The 22,058-nt window shown below is 65.4% G+C and carries 18 protein-coding genes; 11 read left to right on the top strand and 7 right to left on the bottom strand.

Annotation, left to right across the window (positions count from 1 at the left end; all coding sequences use genetic code 11):
* Nucleotides 1-53: 53 nt before the first annotated feature.
* Nucleotides 54-1,337, bottom strand: a complete 1,284-nt coding sequence (locus AC1DD3_RS09125; protein ID WP_476881483.1) for a serpin family protein — start codon at nucleotides 1,335-1,337, stop codon at nucleotides 54-56.
* Between the two features lie 268 nt (nucleotides 1,338-1,605).
* On the opposite strand from AC1DD3_RS09125, the gene AC1DD3_RS09130 reads away from it, so the two are divergent.
* A complete protein-coding gene (locus AC1DD3_RS09130) occupies nucleotides 1,606-1,962 on the top strand; it encodes an iron chaperone (protein ID WP_230120475.1) in 357 nt (118 codons plus the stop codon).
* A gap of 70 nt (nucleotides 1,963-2,032) precedes the next feature.
* Here AC1DD3_RS09130 and AC1DD3_RS09135 read toward each other — a convergent pair whose 3' ends face one another.
* Together AC1DD3_RS09135 and AC1DD3_RS09140 are read right to left on the bottom strand one after the other, a co-directional pair.
* On the bottom strand, nucleotides 2,033-3,781 hold the full coding sequence (locus AC1DD3_RS09135) for a pyruvate dehydrogenase (RefSeq protein WP_230120467.1): 1,749 nt from the start codon (nucleotides 3,779-3,781) through the stop codon (nucleotides 2,033-2,035).
* Between the two features lie 196 nt (nucleotides 3,782-3,977).
* On the bottom strand, nucleotides 3,978-5,462 hold the full coding sequence (locus AC1DD3_RS09140; protein WP_230120465.1) for a helix-turn-helix transcriptional regulator: 1,485 nt from the start codon (nucleotides 5,460-5,462) through the stop codon (nucleotides 3,978-3,980).
* Nucleotides 5,463-5,634: 172 nt separating this feature from the next.
* On the opposite strand from AC1DD3_RS09140, the gene aceA reads away from it, so the two are divergent.
* Both aceA and aceB read left to right on the top strand, forming a co-directional pair.
* Nucleotides 5,635-6,966: an isocitrate lyase gene (gene aceA, locus AC1DD3_RS09145; RefSeq protein WP_476881484.1), complete on the top strand. Its 1,332-nt coding sequence runs from the start codon at nucleotides 5,635-5,637 to the stop codon at nucleotides 6,964-6,966.
* A 213-nt stretch (nucleotides 6,967-7,179) separates the two neighbouring features.
* Nucleotides 7,180-8,850 carry a malate synthase A gene (aceB, locus tag AC1DD3_RS09150; RefSeq protein ID WP_230120461.1) on the top strand — a complete coding sequence of 557 codons (1,671 nt, stop codon included), beginning with the start codon at nucleotides 7,180-7,182 and terminating at the stop codon, nucleotides 8,848-8,850.
* A gap of 218 nt (nucleotides 8,851-9,068) precedes the next feature.
* Here aceB and AC1DD3_RS09155 read toward each other — a convergent pair whose 3' ends face one another.
* The 4 genes from AC1DD3_RS09155 to AC1DD3_RS09170 all read right to left on the bottom strand — a co-directional run bounded on the left by AC1DD3_RS09155 (nucleotide 9,069) and on the right by AC1DD3_RS09170 (nucleotide 13,523).
* Complete coding sequence (locus AC1DD3_RS09155) at nucleotides 9,069-10,187, bottom strand: MFS transporter (RefSeq protein WP_476875082.1); 1,119 nt, start codon at nucleotides 10,185-10,187, stop codon at nucleotides 9,069-9,071.
* 224 nt (nucleotides 10,188-10,411) lie between these two features.
* Complete coding sequence (locus AC1DD3_RS09160; RefSeq protein WP_476881485.1) at nucleotides 10,412-11,152, bottom strand: ThuA domain-containing protein; 741 nt, start codon at nucleotides 11,150-11,152, stop codon at nucleotides 10,412-10,414.
* A gap of 1 nt (nucleotide 11,153) precedes the next feature.
* Nucleotides 11,154-12,248, bottom strand: a complete 1,095-nt coding sequence (locus tag AC1DD3_RS09165; RefSeq protein ID WP_230118752.1) for a Gfo/Idh/MocA family protein — start codon at nucleotides 12,246-12,248, stop codon at nucleotides 11,154-11,156.
* 51 nt (nucleotides 12,249-12,299) lie between these two features.
* The gene (locus AC1DD3_RS09170) at nucleotides 12,300-13,523 is read right to left on the bottom strand and encodes an ROK family transcriptional regulator (protein ID WP_230118751.1); all 1,224 of its coding nucleotides are present in this window, start codon (nucleotides 13,521-13,523) and stop codon (nucleotides 12,300-12,302) included.
* 177 nt (nucleotides 13,524-13,700) lie between these two features.
* Here AC1DD3_RS09170 and AC1DD3_RS09175 point away from each other — a divergent pair, with 177 nt between their 5' ends.
* The 8 genes from AC1DD3_RS09175 to AC1DD3_RS09210 all read left to right on the top strand — a co-directional run bounded on the left by AC1DD3_RS09175 (nucleotide 13,701) and on the right by AC1DD3_RS09210 (nucleotide 22,057).
* The gene (locus AC1DD3_RS09175; protein WP_230118750.1) at nucleotides 13,701-14,810 is read left to right on the top strand and encodes a Gfo/Idh/MocA family protein; all 1,110 of its coding nucleotides are present in this window, start codon (nucleotides 13,701-13,703) and stop codon (nucleotides 14,808-14,810) included.
* Entirely contained in the window at nucleotides 14,807-15,625 is an 819-nt protein-coding gene (locus AC1DD3_RS09180) for a hypothetical protein (RefSeq protein WP_230118749.1), read from the top strand. The genes AC1DD3_RS09175 and AC1DD3_RS09180 overlap by 4 nt, the downstream gene beginning before the upstream one ends.
* Before the next feature lie 96 nt (nucleotides 15,626-15,721).
* The gene (locus AC1DD3_RS09185; protein ID WP_230118748.1) at nucleotides 15,722-17,050 is read left to right on the top strand and encodes an ABC transporter substrate-binding protein; all 1,329 of its coding nucleotides are present in this window, start codon (nucleotides 15,722-15,724) and stop codon (nucleotides 17,048-17,050) included.
* An 11-nt stretch (nucleotides 17,051-17,061) separates the two neighbouring features.
* Nucleotides 17,062-18,021: a carbohydrate ABC transporter permease gene (locus AC1DD3_RS09190; protein ID WP_230118747.1), complete on the top strand. Its 960-nt coding sequence runs from the start codon at nucleotides 17,062-17,064 to the stop codon at nucleotides 18,019-18,021.
* Complete coding sequence (locus AC1DD3_RS09195; RefSeq protein ID WP_230118746.1) at nucleotides 18,021-18,920, top strand: carbohydrate ABC transporter permease; 900 nt, start codon at nucleotides 18,021-18,023, stop codon at nucleotides 18,918-18,920. Before AC1DD3_RS09190 ends, AC1DD3_RS09195 begins: the two co-directional genes overlap by 1 nt.
* Before the next feature lie 47 nt (nucleotides 18,921-18,967).
* Nucleotides 18,968-19,717, top strand: a complete 750-nt coding sequence (locus AC1DD3_RS09200; RefSeq protein ID WP_230118745.1) for a sugar phosphate isomerase/epimerase family protein — start codon at nucleotides 18,968-18,970, stop codon at nucleotides 19,715-19,717.
* Nucleotides 19,714-20,832, top strand: a complete 1,119-nt coding sequence (locus tag AC1DD3_RS09205; protein ID WP_230118744.1) for a Gfo/Idh/MocA family protein — start codon at nucleotides 19,714-19,716, stop codon at nucleotides 20,830-20,832. Before AC1DD3_RS09200 ends, AC1DD3_RS09205 begins: the two co-directional genes overlap by 4 nt.
* A 10-nt stretch (nucleotides 20,833-20,842) precedes the next feature.
* On the top strand, nucleotides 20,843-22,057 hold the full coding sequence (locus AC1DD3_RS09210; RefSeq protein WP_476881486.1) for a Gfo/Idh/MocA family protein: 1,215 nt from the start codon (nucleotides 20,843-20,845) through the stop codon (nucleotides 22,055-22,057).
* The last annotated feature ends 1 nt before the right edge of the window (nucleotide 22,058 follow it).

Genomic DNA, 22,058 nt, shown 5'->3' on the forward strand with positions numbered 1-22,058 from the left:
ACCTGCTGAGAGAGCGTCTGCGTTTTCGCTGCAGGATCTGAGAGAGCGTCGGGTTAGGAGCGCGGATCGGCCACGGTTCCCATGAACAGCGGCAGGCCGGTTTCAACGTGCACGATCTGATAATGGAACGGCCGGTCGAAGGCAATGGACCGCTCCGGCTGCGGCGGAGCACTGGTAACCATCCCGTTGATCTGGGTGACCGCCGCTGCGATGGTGCCCTTTTCGGCGACCGTGATGTTGGCAGCTTGTGCGGCCTGGGTGAGCATCATCTTGGGCTGGATGTTGTTGAAGTCTTCGGTGGTGCTGAGGGTCTTGTGCAGGCCCACGGTTTCGAGGACTTTGCGGAGGTCAAAGCTGCACTTGTGGTCCCAACGGGGCAGCTGGATCTGCACTGTCTCTAGCGGCGCGGCATCGAAGGCGTCCGCGATTTCCGTGAGCTGTGTAGCGGTGACGGCAGCGGAGGCGGGGCGGGAACCGGTCCCGGCGTTGGCTGCAGCATCCGGCAAAACGAGGCGCATGACGAAACCATCGGCGTAGGGAAGGTCCACCCCGCGCCAGCCTGGCCCTTCCGCGTACTTCATCTGAAGCATGCTGTGCATGGCGGGCGCCTCGATTTCCTCGCCGGATGCCGTTCTGAAGGGCAGGTCCGAGGTCTCGCCCGGGTCAAACGGCACGCTCCACGCGGACGCGAAGTACAGGGAATTGAGCAGACTGAACGTGTTCCGGCGATCGTATTCGGCGGGGGCTTCCTTGATCCGGCCGCCCGTGTTCCTGTTCACCCAGGAATCAATGGCGGGCTTCGTTGCACCCTCATCGCTGAAGTCCACGGGATACACACCGGTTCCGTAGTGCCGGGCAAGAGTGTCCAGGAAGGACTCCCCGGTGGGCACGTCCTTATCCACGAACAATCCGTTGGCGCTGTGCATGACGGGTTTCCGCGGCGGGTTGTCCTCGTCCACGGCCCCGGGGTCGCCGTCGAACTTCCCAAGCGCAGCGAGAACCGCGTTCATGGCCTCATCGCGGTTCGCCGCGGGGAGCTGTAGGACGCTGTCCATCTCGGCCGCCGTCTCGCCGGAAGCGCCAGCGCGAAGCATCGCGAGGGCAACCAGGAGGCTCGCGGGCGAGGACACCACGTTCCCGTTGGCACCGTCGCCGCCGTCAGCCATCAGGGCCTCGCCGAGCCCGAAAGCGGAAGCCCGGAAGGAGCGAAGCTCAGCGGGATAAGCGGCGCGGTCAACCGAAACCCGCTCCACGCCGTCGGCCTTCAGGAGCTCTGGAGACGAAGCCGCACACCCTGTCAGCGCCACAAGCGCCCCTGCAGCCGCGATGCTTGCCATGCGGAATGTCTTCATTGCTCCCCCTTTTACCTGCATTTGACGGGATCCCGCCCATCTCCCTTCAGTCAACCAGCCTGACCCCGCCAGTTCGATGCCTGCCGGGTCACGGTTCGCCGTCGGTTTGGTCTCGCCTGCTCCGACGCTCTCTCACTTTTCGCAACGATTTCGCCAACGCTCTCTCAGATCCCGCCGCGGCGTATCCTCGAGACATGCCGGAAGCGGAGTAGAGGCGGTTCCGTCGGGACCTGGAGGGATGGAGGAACGATGCATGGCAAACCATTTCAACAGCGTTGACGAATACATTGCGTCGTTCCCCGTCGAGGTGCAGGGCACCCTCCAGGAGATCCGGCGCCGGTGTTCCGCTGCCGTGCCGGGTTCCGGCGAAGAGATCAGCTACGGCATCCCGACCATCACCCTGGACGGGAAGTATGTGGTGTATTTCGCGGGGTGGGCACACCATATTTCCGTGTATCCAGTGCCGGCCGGAGACGCTGACTTCGAAGCTGAAATCACCCCGTACCGGTCCGCCAAGGGAACGCTGAAATTCCCCTTGGGCAAGCCCATACCGTACGGACTCATCGAAAAGACGGCGGCGCTGCTGGCGGCCGAGCGCCGCGGGCGGTGACCACCGCCGCGCGGCAGCCGCCGTCGAAGGCGAACGACGGCGGCAGCACCGTCGTCGTCCGCTGCTGAACCTAACGCCGCGGGATGTTGCGCAGGTTGCTCCGCGCCATGCTCACGGCCTCGCCGGCGCCGCGGTTGAGGACGACTTTCGACATGGCGGTCGCGAAGCCAAGGACCTGCGAACCGGTGATCTTCGGCGGAATGGACAGCGCCTTGGGATCCGTGATGAGTTCAACCAGCGACGGTCCCGGATGCGCGAAGGCTTCGCGGTAGGCGTCCTCGATCCGCGCCGGATCGGTGACGCGGACGGAGTGGAAGCCGAGCGCCCGGGCGACGGCGGCGTAGTCAGCGTCGGGCACGTCCACGCCGAAATCGGGCAGCCCGTCCACGAGCATTTCAAGTTTGACCATGCCTAGGGTGGAGTTGTTAAAGACCACCACGTTCACCGGTAAACGATGCGCTGCAACGGTGATGAGCTCTCCAAGCAGCATGGACAGGCCGCCGTCGCCCGAGACCGAGATGACCTGCCGTCCGGGGTAGGCAAGTTGGGCGCCAATCGCGTGCGGGAGGGCGTTGGCCATCGAGCCGTGCAGGTACGAGCCGATCAACCGGCGCGTGCCCAGCGGATTGATGTAGCGGGCGGTCCAGACGTTGCACATCCCGGTGTCCGCGGTGAAAATGGCGTCCTCCGCCGCCACCTGGTCCAGGAGGGAAGCCGCGTACTCCGGGTGGATCGGCTGCTTCTTTTCCACCTTGCGGGTGTAGGCCCCCACTGCCTTGTTCATGAGCCGGTCATGCTTCTTGAGCATCTGGTTGAGGAAGCGGCGGCTCTTCTTCCGGGTGATCAAGGGCGTCAGTGCGGTGAGCGTGGGCAGCACGTCGCCATGGACGGCGACGTCGACGTCGGTCCGCCGGCCAAGCTTGTGGGCAGCGCGGTCCACTTGGGCGGTGCGGGTACCTGGAAGGAACTGGTCATAGGGAAAATCTGTGCCGAGCAGGATCAGCAGGTCCGCGTCCTCAATTCCCTCGGCCGCGGCGCCATAGCCCAGCAGCCCGGTCATCCCGATGTCGTACGGGTTGTCGTACTGCATGAAGTCCTTGCCCCGCAGCGAGTGGCCTATCGGGGCGCCCACTAACTCCGCGAGGGCGACGACTTCGTCGTGGGCGCCCTGCGTTCCTGCGCCCGCAAAGATGGCAACCTTGTCCGCCGCGTTGATGGCATCGGCGAGCTCCCGGACGCTTTGCGGGGCCGGGGTGAGGGTGGCGGGCCGGAAAACAGCGGGCAGCGGAGTTTCGCCCGTCGCTTCGAGCCCGGCGATATCGCCGGGAAGGGTCACGACGGCGACGCCCCCTAACGCGACAGCGTGCTGGATCGCGCTGTGCATCACCCGGGGCGCCTGTTCCGCTGTGCTCACCAGTTCCGAGTACACGGAGCATTCGTTGAAAATCCGGTCGGGATGGGTTTCCTGGAAGAAGCCGCTGCCGATCTGTTTGCTCGGGATATGCGAAGCGATGGCCAGAACGGGCGCTCCGGAGCGGTTCGCGTCGTACAGCCCGTTGATCAAGTGAAGATTGCCGGGACCGCAGGAGCCGGCGCAGACTGCAAGCCGGCCGGTCAGTTGGGCTTCCGCAGCGGCGGCGAACGCGGCGGCCTCTTCATGCCGGACATGGATCCAGTCGATTCCGCCATTGGTCGCGCCGCCGGTCTTCCGCACGGCATCGACAATCGGGTTGAGACTGTCCCCCACGATCCCGTAAATTCGCTGCACTCCGGCAGCCTGAAGTTGTTCGATGAGCTGGGTGGCGAGTTCCTTGGCCATGAGTGCACACTTCCGCGATCAGGTTGATGAGCTGACAGGGCCCAATATAGTCCGCCCAGCTTGGGGCGCCCCGCAGGAAGTGAGAGAGCGTCCGCCGACAACCCGCAGGAAGTGAGAGAGCGTCCGCCGACAACCCGTAGGACGTGAGAGAGCGTCACAGGGGCCGGGCGGGGCAGCGCCCAGGACCGTGCGCGCGCTAGCTCCCGGAGTGCGCCTGCAGAAACGAGTACACCTCGGTCTCGTCCACGCCCGGGAAAGCACCCGGGGGCATGGCCGCCAGCAGGTGCGAGTGTGCCCGGGCGGACGGCCAGGCGTTGCCCGCCCATTCCGACGCCAACGCGGCCGGCGGACGCTTGCAGCAGTTCTCGTCCGGGCATGTGGACTTGGATCGCTCGGTGGTGTCACGCCCGCGGAACCATTTCACGTGCGCGTACGGCACGCCCACGGAGAGGGAAAATTCACCATTGGCTGAGCGTTCCGTCCGGGCTGTGCACCAGTAGGTCCCGGCCGGGGTGTCAGTGTACTGGTTGTAGGCACTGAACTTGTCGGCCACATCGAAGACCACCCTGCTGGTCCAGTTCCTGCACGAGAACTGGCCCTCAATGGCGCCGGTATGGTCGTGCGGGAACGTCACGCCGTCGTTCTCGTACGCCTTGTAGATGATTCCGCTCTTGTGCGTCTTCTGGAAGTGCGTGCGGATGTCCAAGTGCTGGGTGGCCAGATTGGTGAACCGGTGGGCGGCTGTTTCATAGGACACCGCGAAAGCGTCCCGGATGTCCTCCACAGCTATTTCCTTGGCTAGCTTCGCCTTCTGCAGGAATTCCACGGTGGCCTGCTCGGGAAGGAGCAGGGCCGCCGCGAAATAGTTGGTGGCCACCCGCTGCATCAGGAAATCCCCGTAGTTGGTGGGGGTCTGGTGGCCCAGGACGTAGTGGCCCAACGCCTGCAGGAGCACGGAGCGGGGATCGTGGTCCGAGCGCTCATTCTGCGTCAGATAAATTCGGTGGTTCTTAAGATCCGTCACTGAACGCGTGGAATGCGGCAGGTCGCCAACGTGGTGCAGGGAGAAGCCGAGGTGCCCGGCGATGTCGGCGATCACGTGATGCGAAAGCGGGCCGCTGGTGTGCCCCACGGACGCCAGGACCTTTTGGGCCTCGGCCTCGTACTCGGGGAAATAGTTGTTCCGCTCGCGCATCATGGCCCGCAGTTCACCGTTGGCGCGGCGGGCTTCTTCGGGCGTCGCAATCTGCTCATTCAGCTTGCGCTCCAGCTCGTGCTGGAGTCCCACCATGGACTCCAGCACATCCATGGGAAGGCGCGAACTGATGCGGATTTTGGGCAGGTTCAGGGACTCGTAGATCGGGCTGCGCTGGTAGCGTTCCAGCTCGATCTCCAGCGCCGCCCGGCGGTTGGGCGGCTCTGCCCCCAGCAGCTGGTCGATGGTGACGCCCAGCGCCGCCGCAAGCTGCTGCAGCAGGCCCAGTTTGGGTTCCCGCTTGCCGTTTTCGATCAGGCTCAGCTGGCTGGGGGCCGTCCCGACGGCGGCACTGAGGTCATCGAGGGTCTTCCCTGCCGCTTTGCGCAAGTGCCGGACGCGGCGGCCCAGGCTGATGACGTCGACGTCCGGCGCGGCGGGGGACGGCGGCGATTCGGCTTGGCGGCTCCAGCTGGTTGTGTGCATTTCTTGAGCTTACGCGAAGAAGTGCATTTCTTTCCATGGTTTTCCTCTAGTAACCCCTTCGAAAGTGCAGAAAAGTGGGGAACACGGAAAGAAACACCGCACCGAGCCAGCCGGCCCCGACTGCAAAGACGCAGGACGGGCCGGCTTCCGGAGCACAAACTAGGAGACAAAGATGACTGCAGCATTTGAGCCCACCCAGCAGACGCCCGAAGAGCAGGCCGCCGCACTGGAGCTCGAGTGGGCCGCCAACCCCCGCTGGGAAGGTGTGACCCGTGACTACAAGGCTTCCGACGTCGTCCGCCTCCGCGGCCGCGTCTCTGAAGAGCACACGCTGGCCCGCCGCGGCTCCGAAAAGCTGTGGAAGCAGCTGACCGAGGAGCACAAGGAAGGCAGGTACACCAACGCTCTGGGCGCCCTGACCGGCAACCAGGCGGTGCAGCAGGTCAAGGCCGGCCTCCGCGCCATCTACCTCTCCGGCTGGCAGGTGGCCGCCGACGCCAACAACTCCGGCCACACCTACCCGGACCAGTCGCTCTACCCGGCCAACTCGGTCCCCACGGTTGTGCGCCGCATCAACAACGCCCTGCTCCGGGCCGACCAGATCGAGTTCTCCGAGGGCATCCAGACGGTCGAGGACTGGATGGTGCCGATCGTCGCCGACGCCGAGGCCGGCTTTGGCGGCCCGCTCAACGCCTACGAACTCATGAAGTCCATGATCCAGGCCGGCGCCTCGGGCGTTCACTGGGAGGACCAGCTCGCGTCGGAGAAGAAGTGCGGCCACCTCGGCGGAAAGGTGCTCATCCCCACCCAGCAGCACGTCCGCACGCTGAACGCGGCCCGCCTGGCCGCCGACGTCGCCGGCACCCCGTCCGTCGTCATCGCCCGCACCGACGCCGAGGCAGCAACCCTGATCACCTCGGACGTCGACGAGCGCGACCAGGAGTTCATCCTCCGCGAAGGGGGACAGCCAGTCCGCACCCCGGAAGGCTTCTACAAGGTCCGCAACGGCATCGAACCCTGCATCGCCCGCGCCAAGGCCTACGCCCCGTACTCTGACCTCATCTGGATGGAAACGGGCACCCCGGACCTGGAACTGGCGCGCAAGTTCGCCGAGGCCGTCAAGGCCGAGTTCCCGGACCAGATGCTTTCCTACAACTGCTCGCCGTCGTTCAACTGGCGCAAGCACCTGGACGACGCCACCATCGCCAAGTTCCAGCGTGAACTCGGCGCCATGGGCTTCACGTTCCAGTTCATCACCCTGGCCGGCTTCCACGCCCTGAACTACTCGATGTTCGACCTCGCCCACGGCTACGCTCGTGAAGGCATGAGCGCCTACGTCGAGCTGCAGGAGAAGGAATTCGCCTCCGAGACCCGCGGCTACACCGCGACCAAGCACCAGCGCGAAGTCGGCACCGGCTACTTCGACGACATCGCAACTGCGCTCAACCCGAACGCATCCACCCTGGCCTTGGTGGGATCCACCGAAGAAGGCCAGTTCCACTAGCACTCGTTCGACGGCGGGACTTGCCTGCGGCCTTCGGTCCGGCATTGCTCTGCCTGCTATTCCCCATGCCCGGGTCCGACCTCGCTGAGCGAGGACGGACCCGGGCACAGGGCCCCTTTTACGCAGGCTGCCGCAACACCGACACCTTCGGCCTGGTGAGGACCGCACCTGAGTGCGTGTCGCCGTCGTTCTTCCTATTTAGGAGCAATTGAGATGAACAGCTTCACTGACAACTTCACTATCAACGGGATTACGTTGACCGCGCAGCCGATTTGCCGGCAGGGCGAGGTTCTTACTCCGGATGCTTTGGCGTTCGTCGCCAAGCTTCACAAGGCGACCACCGGGCGGCGTGAGGAGCTGCTGCGGGCCCGCAAGGCACGGCGGGAGGACATCGCAGGGGGCCAGGATCCGCGCTTCCTCCGCGAGACCGAGTCCATCCGCAACGATCCCCACTGGCGGGTTGCTCCCCCGGCGCCGGGCCTGGAGGACCGCCGCGTCGAAATCACCGGCCCGGTGGACAAGAAAATGACCATCAACGCGCTGAACTCGGGCGCCAAGGTCTGGCTCGCGGACATGGAAGATTCCTCCACGCCGTCGTGGCGCAACGTCATCCAGGGGCAGCTGAACCTCACGGATGCCCTGGAACGCCGCATCGACTTCACATCACCGGAAGGCAAGGAATACAAGCTCCGCGCCGCCGAGGATCTGCCCACCATCGTGGTGCGTCCCCGCGGCTGGCACCTGCCCGAGAAGCACATGCTCATCAACGGCACGCCAATTGCCGGCGGCATCGTGGACTTCGGCCTGTACTTCTTCCACAACGCCCGCCGCCTCCTGGCCCAGGGCAAGGGTCCCTACTTCTACCTGCCCAAGATCGAGAACCACCTCGAAGCCCGGCTGTGGAACGACATCTTCATCCTGGCCCAGGACCTGCTCGGTATTCCGCAGGGCACCATCCGCGCCACGGTGCTGATCGAAACCATCACGGCATCCTTTGAGATGGAGGAGATCCTCTACGAACTGCGGGACCACGCCTCGGGCCTGAACGCCGGCCGCTGGGACTACATCTTCTCGCTCATCAAGAACTTCCGCACACGTGGCCCCCGCTTCGTCCTGCCGGATCGTGGCCAGGTGACCATGACCGCACCGTTCATGCGGGCCTACACCGAACAGCTGGTGCGCGCCTGCCACAAGCGCGGCGCCATGGCGATCGGCGGAATGGCCGCAGCCGTTCCCAACCGCAAGGACGAGGCCGCCAACGCCAACGCCTTCGAAAAGGTCCGCGCGGACAAGACTCGCGAGGCCGCCGACGGCTTCGACGGATCCTGGGTGGCACACCCGGACCTGGTTCCGGTGTGCCGCGAGGTGTTCGACGGCGTCCTCGGCGACCGCCCCAACCAGCTGGACCGCCTGCGCGAGGACGTCATCCCCGACGACCGCGCCCTGATCAACGTGGCCGCGACCCAGGGCACGATCACGGAGCAGGGCATCCGGAACAACATCGAAGTCGGGATCCGCTACATCGAATCCTGGCTGCGCGGCAACGGCGCCGTGGCCATCCACAACCTGATGGAGGACGCCGCCACCGCGGAAATCTCCCGCTCGCAGCTGTGGCAGTGGATCTACTCCCGCGCCATCACTGACCACGGCGAGATCATCACGAAGCAGTGGGTTGAGGACATGCTGGACGAGGAGTTCGCCGCACTGGAACGCTTCGACGGAGACCGCTTTGCTGACGCCCGCGACATCTTTGAGGAAGTCACGCTCAGCGACAAGTTCCCCAGCTTCCTCACCGTTCCGGCGTACGCCCGGTACCTGCATGAGGCCCGCCAGGGCGTGGACGCCACGGCCGAAGCGATCGAGGACGAACTCGTAGCCGCCTAGAGATCTCCGTCCGCCGGGCTGCCACGCCTCCGCAACAGCACCCCCGAAATCCGGGGAGGCAGCCCGGCAACGGAACCACCTTCCAGCGCGAACGAACACTTGAGGCCCCATTTCCACGGGGGGTTAAGTGTTCGTTCGCGCTTTTGCGTGGAGGGCTTAGGTGTTCGTTCGCGCTGAGGGGTTTTAGAGCGGGGCAGGGGCGCGACGGCGGGTGGTGCCTAGCGCTGTTTCGGCACCTTGCGCACTGACAGCGTTGTTCCCAGGATGAACGCCAGCACCGAACCCAGGATCAGCAGCAGCGGGAGGGACCACGTGCCGGAGATGCTGTGGACGTAGCCCACGACAGTCGGGGCCGCCGCGGCGAAGCAGTAGCCCACACCCTGGACGACCGCTGACATCCGGCCGGCCGAGACCTGGTCGCGGGCCAGCTTGATGATGGCGATGAAGATGACCGTGATGCCGCCGCCCTGGGCCGCGCCGCCGAGGGAAGACCATAGCCACCACAGCTGGGGCGCCGCCAGCAGTCCCAACGGCACGCTCAGCCACATGGCACCCAGGGTGAGGGCAACCGCCGTCGTGCTGGCAAAGCGCGCCACCATCGGAACCCCAAGGCCGCCCGCGATCGCAAGAATCTGGAAGAGCGACGACCCCGCGCCGGCGGCAGCCGGCGCCATCCCCAGTTCGTCAGCGAGCAACGTGGGCAGCCAGGCCGTGACGCCGTAGTAGGAGATGGCCTGGCCGGCGAAACCGACGGTCAGGCCCACGGTAATCCAGCGTGAAGGGGGGCGGCCGCTGGCTGGCGGCCCACCGGAGCCGTCGTCGGCGGCGGGTACCAATGACCCGCGGCCGGCGGCGGGCACCCAGAAAGCTATTGCGGCGACAGCGAACAACGCGCTGGCGGCCAGTGCCGGGCGCCAGCCCCACAGTTCGGCGAGGGGCGCCGTGACCACCGAGGTGAGGAAGGACCCGATGTTGAGGGCCGCGGTATAGATGCCCATTGCGGTGCCCTGCCGGCGGGAGGAAAAGTCACGCCGGATGATCAGCGGCACCGCGATATTGCCCACCGTGATGGCCACGCCCAGGATCACCGTCCCGAGCATCACCAGCACGCCGCCGCCGGCGGACCGGACGATGACCCCTGCCAGGACTCCAAGAAGGGTCAGCGTGATGGCCACCTCTGCGCCCAGCCTGCGCGCCGCCAGCGACGCCAGGGGCGCAGCGAGCGAAAAGCACAGCACCGGGATTCCGGTGAGCAGACCCAGTTCCACGGGCGAAAAGCCGAGATCCTGCTGCATCGGACCCACCACGGGTGCGACCGCCACGAACGGTCCCCGCATGTTAAGGGCGATGAGTCCTATGCAGGCGAGGAGAACCCAGCTGCCGGGGACCCTGGAGCCCAGGCGGGCCCTCACAGTGCGGCCCGGGCTGGCGGCAAGAAAAAGGCAAGCGGTTTCATCACTTCATTGCTATCACGGCGGGCTTATGTCGAAAGAATAAAAGTCGGCGGGCCGGGTCACATCGCTGCGCTCCGGCCCGCCAGGACATGGTCGTCAGTGCTCAGTTACAGGTACCAGTCCCGCGGCGCGTTGCTCACTCCCGGCGCTTCCCGGAACTGCTTCGGCTGCGCCACCCAGCCCACCGCGTTGGCGATCACCTGCCGGATCTGGGGCTGGTGATAGACGGGGTACTCCTGGTCCCCCGGGCTGAAGTAGAAGATCCGGCCCTTGCCCCGGGAGAAGGTCACCCCCGAGCGGAAGACTTCGCCGCCTTCAAAGGAGCTGATGAAGATGAGGTCATCCGGATCCGGGATGTCGAAGAGCTCGCCGTACATCTCCTGCTTCGGAATCACCATGGGGCTTTCCACACCGGCGGCAATCGGATGCGAAGGCTTGACGGTCCACACGAGTTCGCGTTCGCCGTCGTTGCGCCACTTAAGCGAGCAGGTGGTGCCCAGCAGCGCGGTGAAGATCTTCGAGAAGTGGCCGGAATGGAGGACGATGAGCCCCATGCCGCCCAGTACGTGGCGCTGCACGCGCTCGACCACCTCGTCGCTGACGTCATCGTGGGCCACGTGGCCCCACCACAGCAGCACGTCGGTCGCGGCCAGGGTCTCCTCCGAGAGTCCGTGCTCCGGGTCTGCCAGCGTGGCCGTGGTGATGCCGGAGTCCGGGTAGAAACCCTTCAGCCCGTCCGCGATGGCGCCGTGGATGCCGCTGGGGTACATCTCGGCCATAGTTTCAGGCTGGTTGCGGGATTCGTGGACGCCTTCGTTCCAGACCAGGATGTTGAGTTTGTCAGTCATGTCAGAGCCTCACTTCGCGCTGTTCGAGGGCGGACTTGTAGCAGGCATCGAGCACCAGCGCGCGGCTCAGCGCGAGTGAGCCGTCGTGGGCGCCCCACTCGGTCTCACCTCCGCGGACGGCGGTGACAAAGTCCTCCACCACTGCGTCGTGCGCGCGGCCCTGCTCCGCCACCACCTCGTAGTCCGCGTTCTCGCCGTCCTTCTCCTTGAAGATCCGCAGGCCTGCGACGGGGGCATTGGAGGCCCCGACGGCGCGCAGTTCCGCTCCGCCGTCGGTACCGTAAACCGTGAAGTCCAGCAGGTCATCCTCCTCCCGGTACGCCGCCCAGCCGGCCTCGAGGATCAGCGTGCCGCCGCCCTCCAGTCGGATGAACGCCGACGCGAAGTCTTCAACTTCGAACTTGTGGGCGGACTGCATGGCGGTGTACCGGGCGTTTCCGCCGAGGCCGCGGGGGCCCAGCTCGGAGTGCGTGGAGGCCGAGACAGACAGCACTTTCGGTTCACCCAGCAGGTGCAGCGAGTAGTCCAGGACGTGCACGCCGATGTCCGCGAGGGGGCCGCCGCCCGCCAGCGCAGGGTTCGTGAACCAGCTGCCCAGCATCGGGATCCCCTGGCGGCGGAGCCAGGATGCCTTGGCGTAGTACGGCCGGCCGAGTTCGCCGTCGTCGATGATGCCTTTCAGCTTCTGGATATCGCCCCGGCGGCGGTGGTTGAAGGCGACGTCCAGGACGCGGCCGGCCTTGCGAGCAGCCTCGACCATACTCCGGCCCTCTTCGCCGTTGCGGGCCAGCGGCTTTTCGCTCAGGACGTGCAGTCCGCGCTCAAGCGCCGCAATGGCAATCGGTGCGTGCAGGAACGTGGGCACGGCGACGCTGACGGCGTCGAGTCCTTCGAACCCGATCAGGTCCTCCCAGCGGGCGAACGTGTGGGGAATGCCGTACTCGTCCTTGAGGCTGCCCAGGAGGTCCGCCTCCTGGGCGGCAACGGCCACGAGCTCCACGCCGTCAATATTCTTGTAGGCCTTGATGTGCTGTTGACCGGCCCATCCGATCCCCACAACGCCGACCTTCAGGGGTGCGGGCTGCTGATTGCTCACGTTTCATGCCTCCGTTTCACTTCAGTCTGAATGTCGGTCTGGCTGTTCCGACTACCCCGTAGCCTGCAGCGTGGCCTCGATGACCGCCGGGGACAGCACATGCTGGGTAACCATCTGGCTCGCACCCAGTACCGCAGCCTGGTCTCCAGCCATGGACAGGCCGATGCGCAGGTGCGTGGTGGCAAGGGGCAGGGATCTCCGGTAAACAACTTCGCGCACGCCTGCCATGAGATGCTCGCCGGCCTGGCCAAGGCTGCCTCCGATCACAATGACGGAAGGGTTGAGCAGGTTCACCACCGTGGCTAGCACGTCGCCGACGTCCCGGCCTGCCTGGCGCAGCGCCTGGATGGCCGGCAGGTTGCCCGCGGCCACCAGGCGAAGCACGTCCCCTCCGTTTTCAGCCTTGAGCCCCTGCGCCGCCAGCGAAAGGGCCACCGCCGGGCCGGATGCCAGCGCCTCAAGGCAGCCGTAATTGCCGCACCGGCACAGCACCTCGTCGCCCCTGGGAACCCGCACATGGCCAAGGTCCCCGGCCGTGCCGTTGGCGCCGCGCTGCAATTCACCGCTGCTGATGATGCCGGCGCCGATGCCCGTGGCCACCTTGATGAACAGGAAATTGTCGTGCTCAGGCCAGTGGGCGGTGCGTTCGCCCAGCGCCATGATGTTGACGTCGTTGTCCACCAGTACCGGAACAGGCAGCGAGCGCTGGACATAGCGGACCACGTCAAACCCGTCCCAGCCCGGCATGATGGGGGGCTTCACCGGCATCCCGGTGGCGTGTTCCACGGGGCCTGGCAGCCCGATGCCAATGCCGGCAAGGTCCCCCGGCGCCCGTCCCGTCTCCGTGAGCAGCGACGTGGCCTCGGCGATAATCCGCCCCAGCACGGCCTCCGGCCCCTCGGCCACATCCTGGGCCAGCCGCCGCTCCGTAAGAATGTTCCCGCCGAGGTCGGTGACCGCAATGATCACGTGCGTCGCCCCGACGTCGACAGCCAGCACTGCCCGCGCGGCCGGCTTGAAGGCAAACCGCGACGGCGGCCGGCCGCCGCTCGACGTCGCCTCACCCGCCGGGCCCACGAGCCCGGAGGAGATCAGGGCGTCAATGCGGGAAGCCACGGTTGAACGGGCAAGCCCGGTGGTCAGGGCCAGTTCCGCCCGCGTTCGCGCCTTGCCGTCGCGGAGGAGCTGAAACAGGTCGCCGGCGCGGGACAGACTGCCGACGCCGTCGGCAGTAGTCAGCTCCGCTGTGTTGCCTGTACCCGTTCGTGGACTCATGGATCCTTGATAGCACGATTGCTTCTGGGTGTCACACACCAGAAAGATTGTCGGAGACTTTCCGACTTTTGCTTGACGATCGACAAAAGTAGTTCTAGCTTTGGCTGTGAGCCCCGTCACCAAGCATTCGCGGACAGGGGCATGCAGTGTTCCAGCGATTACAAAGAGGTAATAATCTTGTCGAGCGAACAACAGGCATCACGGGCGCCGCTTGGTGTCGGAATTCTGGGCGCAGGGCCTGTCACCCAGGCAATTCACCTCCCGTCGCTGGCCAGGCTCCGCGACATTCTTGAGGTGCGCCACATCATGGATGTCGATCTGGCCGTGGCCGAATCAGTTGCCGGCAGGGTGGGGGCACACTTCAGCACCAGCATGGAAGAACTCCTCGCCGATCCCGATGTGGACATCGTTGCCATCTGCAGCCCGCACCAGTTCCACGCGGCGCAGGTGATCGCCAGCTGCCGGGCCGGCAAGAAGGCGGTGCTGTGCGAAAAGCCCTTCGCCATGAGTGGCGAGGAAGCAGCCGGCATTTCCGCCGTTTCAGCCGAAACCGGCGTTCCCATCATCGTCGGCGCCATGCACACCTTCGATCCGGGCTGGCTGGCGGCCGAGGAGGCCTGGGAGGATCTCCCTGAGAAGGTCCACACGATCCGGTCCTCCATCGTCCTGCCGCCCAATCCGCGCTTTGAGGACTTCGCCACGGAGATCGTCGGCCGGGTTCCAATGCCGGATCGCGACTCAACTGACCCCGAAGTCATCAAGGCCATGCTCAAGGGCGGAGTGATGGGCCTGGCCATCCACGATCTTCCCCTGGTTCGCCGTTTCACCCGCGACTTTGCCTCCGTGGAAGTCCTGCACGCGGAGATCGCCCGACCCTTCGGCTATGTCATCTCCCTGCGGGCCGGGGATGTCACCATCGAACTGCGTGCCGCCATGAACGCCACCTGGGAACCGTCCTGGGTATTCGAGGCCATCGGCAATGACGCGGCACTGAAGATCGACTTCACCCCGTCCTATGTTCACGCAGGCTCCGCTACAGCCCAGATCCGGAAAGCCGGGCAGACCACGGTCCTGGGCCCCTTCGGCCACAACGGCTACGAGGGCGAATGGCGCAAGCTGGCTGAGCTGGCGCGGGGAACGGGCCGGCCGCCATCTGCCGAGACGCTCATCCATGACCTTGAGTTCGCGCTGGCAATCGCCGAGTCGGCCGCAAGCCGGTTTGATACAGCCCGGGTTGATGCCGGCACAGCCAGCGGGACCACCGCAGATGAGGAGATCAACGCATGACCACGCAGCTGTCCGTATCCGCGGATCCGCAGGCCGAAGCGTCAGGTGCGGTCTCCGCCGTCGTTGCTTCCCTCCCCCTGTCTTTTGCCACGGCGGCAGGAACGCCCGATGCCGGCACACCGGATGTCGTCGCCGTTGCCGGTCATGCAGGGTGGGCCGAACGCGCCGCCGAAGCGATCCGCAGCGGCGCCAAGGGCGTTGTGGTCTCCGCGCCGGTGGCTGAGGACCTTGCCGGGCTGACCGCTACGGCACCCGCCGCGGGGTCCGTCGTTGTGCTTGACCAGCAGTGGGCCGGAAACGTAGCGCTGGTCGGCACGAACGTCCGCGGCGCGATTGCCGGCGCAATCAATGAGGCCGTACTGCTGGACTCGGTTGCCGTGGCGCCGCCCGGAACGGATCCCCTGCACCTGCTGACCGAACACCTCGCCGTCATCCTGCAATGCGGGATTGACCTGCAGGACGTGAGGCTGATCCAGCGCAGCGGGAACGGCTACACCGTGGCTGGAGTCCTTGCCGGTGGAGTGCCTGCAGCGCTCCAGGGCATCATCACGTCGGCGCTGCCTTCCACGGCCAGCGTTTCGATTCTCACGTCAGCGGGACGCGCCGACGTCGTGCTGCCGGACCCGGCAGCAGCCTGGCCGGCCGAAGTCCGCATGGTAACGGCAGAAGGGGCGACGACGCTTCCCACACTGTACGAGTCATCCCACCGGACCACCTGGTCGAGGGTCCACTCGCATCTGTCTTCCGGGACCCCCGCCAACGATCTGGCGCGGTTCATGGCAGTTACTTCGCTCCTTAGCCAACTCAACAGCTAGTCAGCACCACCAGCATTCCAATTCCAGAGTCACTATCCGCTCATTGTCGAGAAGGGGCCGGGCATTCACTTAGCCCGGACCTGAAAGGAAACCATCGTGTCTACCAAATCCTCCATTGCATCCTCCGCCTTTTCGCGCCGGGGATTCCTTGGCTTCGCCGCCGCCGCGGCCTCCGTTCCGCTCCTGGCCGCCTGTGGCGGCGGCTCGGCCTCCCAGGGCGGCGGCGGGGGCAACGGCGTCATCAAGTTCTGGGACATGCCGTGGGCCACCCCGGCCTACAACGACGCCGCCAAGAAGCTCGTTGACGGATATTCACCGGCCTCGGGCAATCTGAAGGCCAGCTACCAGACCATCCAGTGGAACAACTTTTACCAGACCTTCTCTTCGGCCATCGCGTCCAAGACCGGGCCTGCAGTGTCCACCGGCGGCGGTTTCCAGGCCTTCCAGTTCGAGAAGCAGGGCCAGATCGCCTACGCCGACAAGGTGGTCGATGAGCTCAAGAAAAACGGCCAGTTCGATGATTTCCTGCCGGGCGTGCTCGAACCGTTCAAGTCCGACAAGGGTTACGTGGCCGTCCCGTGGCAGCTGGACATGCGCGTGTTCTGGTACCGCAAGTCGCTGTTCGAGAAGGCTGGCGTGGAGGTGCCCAAGGACTGGGCTTCCCTGCTTGAGGCCGGCAAGGCGCTCAAGAATATCGGCGCCTTTGGCTTCGCCACCGGCTCCGGCGCAGGCAACAACATCGGCAACCACTCGATGATCATGATGATGGTCAACAACGGCGGAGGGGTGTTCACCAAGGACGGCGAGCTCGACGTCATGAACGACCGCAACGTCGAAGCCATCGAGTTCCTCCTCGAACTGGTCTCCAACGGGATTATTGACCCGGCCTCAGTGAGCTACACCACCGATAACCTCAACGCCATGTGGAAGAACAAGAAGGCCGCCTTCGGTCCATACGTCCTGGGCGTCCCAGAGCGCGTTGGCGACACATCCGGTGACATTGTGGTGGCCAGCCCCATCGCCGGCCCGCACGGCGACAAGCACGGCCTGGTCTTCCCGAACAACATCATGATGTACACGAACACCCCCTCGCAGGCTTCCTCGGAGGCGTTCCTGGTCCACTACATGGGCCAGCTCAAGGAACTGTGGCGGCAGAAGCTGATGAACGCGCTTCCTGTCTTCAAGTCCATCACCGAACTCCCCGAGTTCGCCAGCGACCCGAACAACGTCAAGATCGTGAAGGAATGGCAGCCCATCGCCAAGACCTTTGCCTCCCAGGGGACCGTGCTGAACGACAACCTCGCCGTCCTCGACGGCGGCCAGGCGCTCAACCAGTTCACCCAGACCATCCTTACCGGCAAGACTGACGCCAAGTCCGCGCTGCAGGCCTTCGAGTCCGGCCTTAAATCAGTCATAAAGAAGTAAGCGGTCCTCCCATGTCAGTGACTACAGCACAGAACGGCCTGAGCCGGGCTCGCCGGGGAGTTGCCCCCGGCGGGCCCGGAGGACCGGCCAACCGCAAGAGCAGACTCAGCGCGCAGACCAGCCGGACATTCTTCTGGCTCCTGCTGCCCTCGGTGATCCTTCTCGTCCTCATCCACGGCTACCCGCTCGTGTACGCGGGCATCCAGGCCACGCACGACGGCTCCCTGATCTCCACCGGCAACTTCGTCGGCGCCGACAACTTCGCCAATGTCCTGGGCTCCGATGCCTTCTGGAAAGCCGCCCGATTCACCCTGATGTTCACGATCGTCGGAGTGTTCGGCTCCTGGCTCGTCGGCCTGGGACTGGCCCTCCTGCTGCGCACCAAGATCCCCGCCGGCGGAACGTTCAAGGTCCTCCTGCTCCTGCCCTGGGTGGTCCCGATCGTAGTGTCCTCCACCGCCTGGAACTGGCTCGTCGCCACGCCGGACAGCCTGATCCCGTCACTGTTCAGGAACCTGGGACTGGGCACCCCGCTCTTCCTCGCGGACCCGACCCTCGCCGCCGTCACCGTCATGGTTTTCAAAGTCTGGGTCAGCTTCCCGTTCATGATGATGATGATTTCAGCGGCCCTGGCCTCCGTTGACACCACCGTCTACGAAGCCGCCAGCATGGACGGCGCCACCCGCTGGCAGCAGTTCAGCCAGATCACCCTGCCGCTGATCGCGAGGTCCACCTACATCAGCTGGATCCTGATGACCATCTTCTGCGTCAATGACTTCCCCACCATCTACCTGCTCACCGGCGGCGGTCCCGTGGACGCCACCACCTCCCTCGTGGTCCTTGCCTACCGAAGCGTCTTCCAGGACTTCCAGACCGGACCCGGCGTCGCCATCGCCTTCCTCATGACCATGACGCTGGTGGTCATCTCCGTTCTCCTGTACCGCCAGATCCGAAAGTCGAGCGTCGAATAATGAGCGCAGTAGTCCACGCCCATCCCGAAACCGGCCCGGTCCTCGGCGTCGCCGACACCGGCCCCGTCAAAAACCGAAGTGTCCTTTCCGAAGCAGGGCACCGCAACCAATGGTGGCGGTTCGTCCTGATCCTGGCCATCACCGCGATCGTTCTCGTCCCCATCATGGTCACGGTCGTGCTCGCCTTCACACCGGGTCCGAACAGCACCTCAACCGGATTCACGCTGGAGAACTTCGGCTCCGTGTTCTCCGAAACCCTCGCGGCCACCTGGCTGCAGAACAGCCTCATCACCACGCTCAGCACCGTGATCGTCTCGGTAGCCGTCGCCGCACCCGCCGGCTACGTCCTGTCCCGGGGCCGCAGCAAAGCCGTCTCCGGCTACTCTCTGCTCCTGTTCGTCATGCAGTCGCTGCCGATCATCACCTCGGTGGTGCCGCTGTTCATCCTGTTCGCCGGGATGGGCCTGGTGGACAACCTCATGGGCCTGACCATCATCTACGTCGGCTCCACCATGACCGTGGCCACGTGGATGATGGCCGCCTACTTCGACTCCATCCCCATCAGCCTCGAAGAAGCGTCCTGGATCGACGGCTGCTCCGTCTTCGGCTCCTTCACCAAGGTGGTGCTCCGCAACTCCCTGCCGGGCATCCTCTCCACCGCGATCTTCGCCTTCCTGCTGGCCTGGAACGACTACCTCGTAGCCATCGTGTTCCTGCGCTCCACGGAGATCTTCACCCTCCCCATGGGCGTGCAGTCCTTCTTCCAGCAGAACCAGACAGACTGGACCTCCGTCATGGCCCTCGCCGTGATCATGATGCTCCCGCCAGTGATCGTCTTCGCCACCCTGAACAAGTACTTCAGCGTCGGCGGCATCGGCGGATCCCTCGCCGGCCGCTAGGCCCTGACCCATTTTCGAGAACAATCCAACTCCCGCAAAGGAACGACATGTCTTATTCACTCCAGCTGTACACCCTGCGCAATGCCATGCAGGAGGACCTGCCCGGCACCATCAGAAAGGTAGCCGAGATCGGCTTTACCCAGGTTGAGCCCTACAACTTCGTGGCCACGGCCAAGGAACTTGGTGCAGCGCTGAAGGAAAACGGCCTGACCGCCCCGTCCGGCCACGCTCCCCTGCTCAGCCAGGACCAGGACGAAATCTTTGCCGCCGCCAAGGAGCTGGGCATCAGCACCGTCATTGACCCCTACCTGCCGGCAGAACACTGGCAGTCGGCCGAGGACATCCAGGGCACCGCAGCCAAGCTCAACGCCGCAGCCAAGAAGGGCGCCGAATACGGCATCCGCGTGGGCTACCACAACCACGCCTGGGAACTGGAGTCCACCATCGAAGGCCAGACCGCCCTGGAGTACTTCGCAGGGCTGCTCGACCCCGAGCTGGTCCTGGAAGTAGACACCTACTGGGTCGCCGTGGGCGGCCAGGACCCCGTGGCCGTGCTTGAGCGCCTCGGTGACAGAGTGAAGTTCATCCACATCAAGGACGGGCCCCTCAGCACCGACACCAAGGCCCAGCAGCCGGCCGGCCAGGGGAAGATCGCCGTGTGGGACGTTATCGGCGCGGCCAAATCCCTGGAAGTGGGTGTCGTGGAATTTGACGACTATTCCGGTGACATCTTCGACGGCATCGCCCAGAGCCTCGCCTTCCTGAACACCGCGGCAAGCGAAGGCGCGCGCGCATGAGCGGCGCAGCTTCGCGCCGGGGGCCGGTCGGCGTCGCCGTCATCGGCGCCGGTGTCATCAGCAAGCAGTACCTGGACAACCTCACGGTCTTCCCGGACCTGAAGGTCCACATCATTGCCGACCTCTTCGAGGAGGCCGCCGAGGCGCGGGCGAAGGAATACGGCATCCCCGAATGGGGCGGGGTGGATGCGGCACTGAACCACCCCGACGTCGAGATCATCGTCAACCTCACGATCCCCGCAGCCCATGTTGAAGTGGCCACGGCCGCCGTCAACGCGGGCAAGCACGTCTGGACGGAAAAGCCGTTCTCGCTGGACCGCGAATCCGGGCTGGGACTGCTCAAGGCAGCAGACGCGGCCGGGCTGCGGCTTGGCTGCGCCCCGGACACCTTCCTCGGCGCCGGCCTCCAGACGGCACGGCGGCTGATCGAGCGCGGCGACATCGGCACTCCGCTGACAGCCATGACCACCTTCCAGACCCCGGGACCGGAATCCTGGCACCCGAATCCGGCGTTCCTCTTCCAGTACGGTGCCGGACCGCTGTTCGACATGGGCCCGTACTACCTCACGGCCCTGGTACAGACCTTCGGCGCCATCCGGAAGGTGGCCGCCGTCGGCTCCAAGGCCAAGGAAGTCCGCGTCATCGGCTCCGGCCCGAAGGCCGGCGAGGAATTCACCGTCGAGGTCCCCACCCACGTCAGCGCCATGGCCCAGTTCGAGGGCGGCCAGTCCTCGCACAGCGTCTTCAGCTTCGAGTCCCCGCGCCTGCGGATGGGATTCGTGGAGATCACCGGCACAGAGGCCACCATCTCGCTCCCGGACCCCAACTTCTTCGACGGCGCCGTGCGGCTCTGGCGTGCGGGAGACGAGGACTGGACCACCATCCCGGCCACCGGTCCGGCCAACGGCCGCGGCATGGGCGTGCTGGACATGGCCCGGTCCATCCGAGCGGGAGTCCCGCACCGCGCCACCGGCAACCTCGCCTACCACGTTCTGGACACCATGGTCTCAATCTCAGAGTCCATGGAATCGGGAACCTTCGTGGATGTCGAAAGCTCAGCGCCCGCGTCCGCAGCCCTCCCCGAGGACTGGAACCCCACCGCACCCACACTTTAGGAACAGTGCAATGACTTCCCAAGAATCCCAAGGAACGCGACCGGGAACCAGGACTCTGGGCGTGGCGATGATCGGGTACGCGTTCATGGGCAAGGCCCACTCCAATGCCTGGCGGAACGTGGCCAGCTTCTTCGATGTCCCGGCCTTCGAGCAGAAAGTCCTCGTGGGCCGGGACGCCGGCCAGGTGGCGGCGGCCGCGGCCAAGTATGGGTGGGCGGAGTCCGCCACAGACTGGCGCACGGTCTTGGAGCGGGACGACATCCACATCGTCGATATCTGCGCGCCCGGCTGGATGCACGCCGAGATCGCCATCGCTGCGCTCGAGGCCGGCAAGCACGTGCTCGTGGAGAAGCCGCTGGCCAACACCCTGGCCGAGGCAGAGGCCATGACCCACGCCGCCCGGGCCGCGAGGGAACGCGGCGTGCAATCGATGATCGGCTTCAACTACCGCCGTGTCCCCGCCCTGGCACTGGCCCGTGAGCTTATCGCCGAGGGCCGGCTTGGACGGGTCCGGCACGTCCGGGCAGCCTATCTGCAGGACTGGCTCGTGGATCCGGAGTCGCCGATGACCTGGCGCCTGAACAAGGAAACGGCAGGATCCGGCGCCCTGGGCGACATCGCCTCCCACGCGATCGACCAGGTGCTCTTCCTCCTCGGCGACGCCGTGACCGAGGTATCCGGCCGCATGCACACGTTCACCACCCAGCGGCCGGGTGCCCACGGCATGGAAGAGGTGACGGTCGACGACGCCGCCTGGGCCACGCTGTCCCTCGCCTCGGGGGCCATCGCCTCGGTTGAAGTCTCGAGGGTGGCGACAGGCAGGAAGAACTCCCTGACGCTGGAGATCTACGGCGACAGTGGGACCATGCTGTTTGATCTTGAGTCTCTGAATGAACTCGGATATTTGGATGCCAGCGCTCCGATCCGGGAACAGGGCTTCCGCCGCATCCTCGTCAATGAACCAGAGCACCCCTATCTGGCCGCGTGGTGGCCCCAGGGGCACACCATCGGCTGGGAGCACACGTTCACCCACGAAATCCGGGACTTCCTCGCCGCGATAGCAACAGGGACCGCGCCGTCCCCGTCGTTTGAAGACGGCCTCACCGTCCAGCGTGTCCTGAACGCCGTCGAAGAGTCCTCGGCCGCGAAAAGTGCCATCATCCAACTCATCCCGCCCACCGGCGCGACGGCATCCGCTGCCGCCCCGGTCACCGAAGGAGCCTGAC

Source organism: Arthrobacter sp. 05T444, from assembly GCF_056395905.1.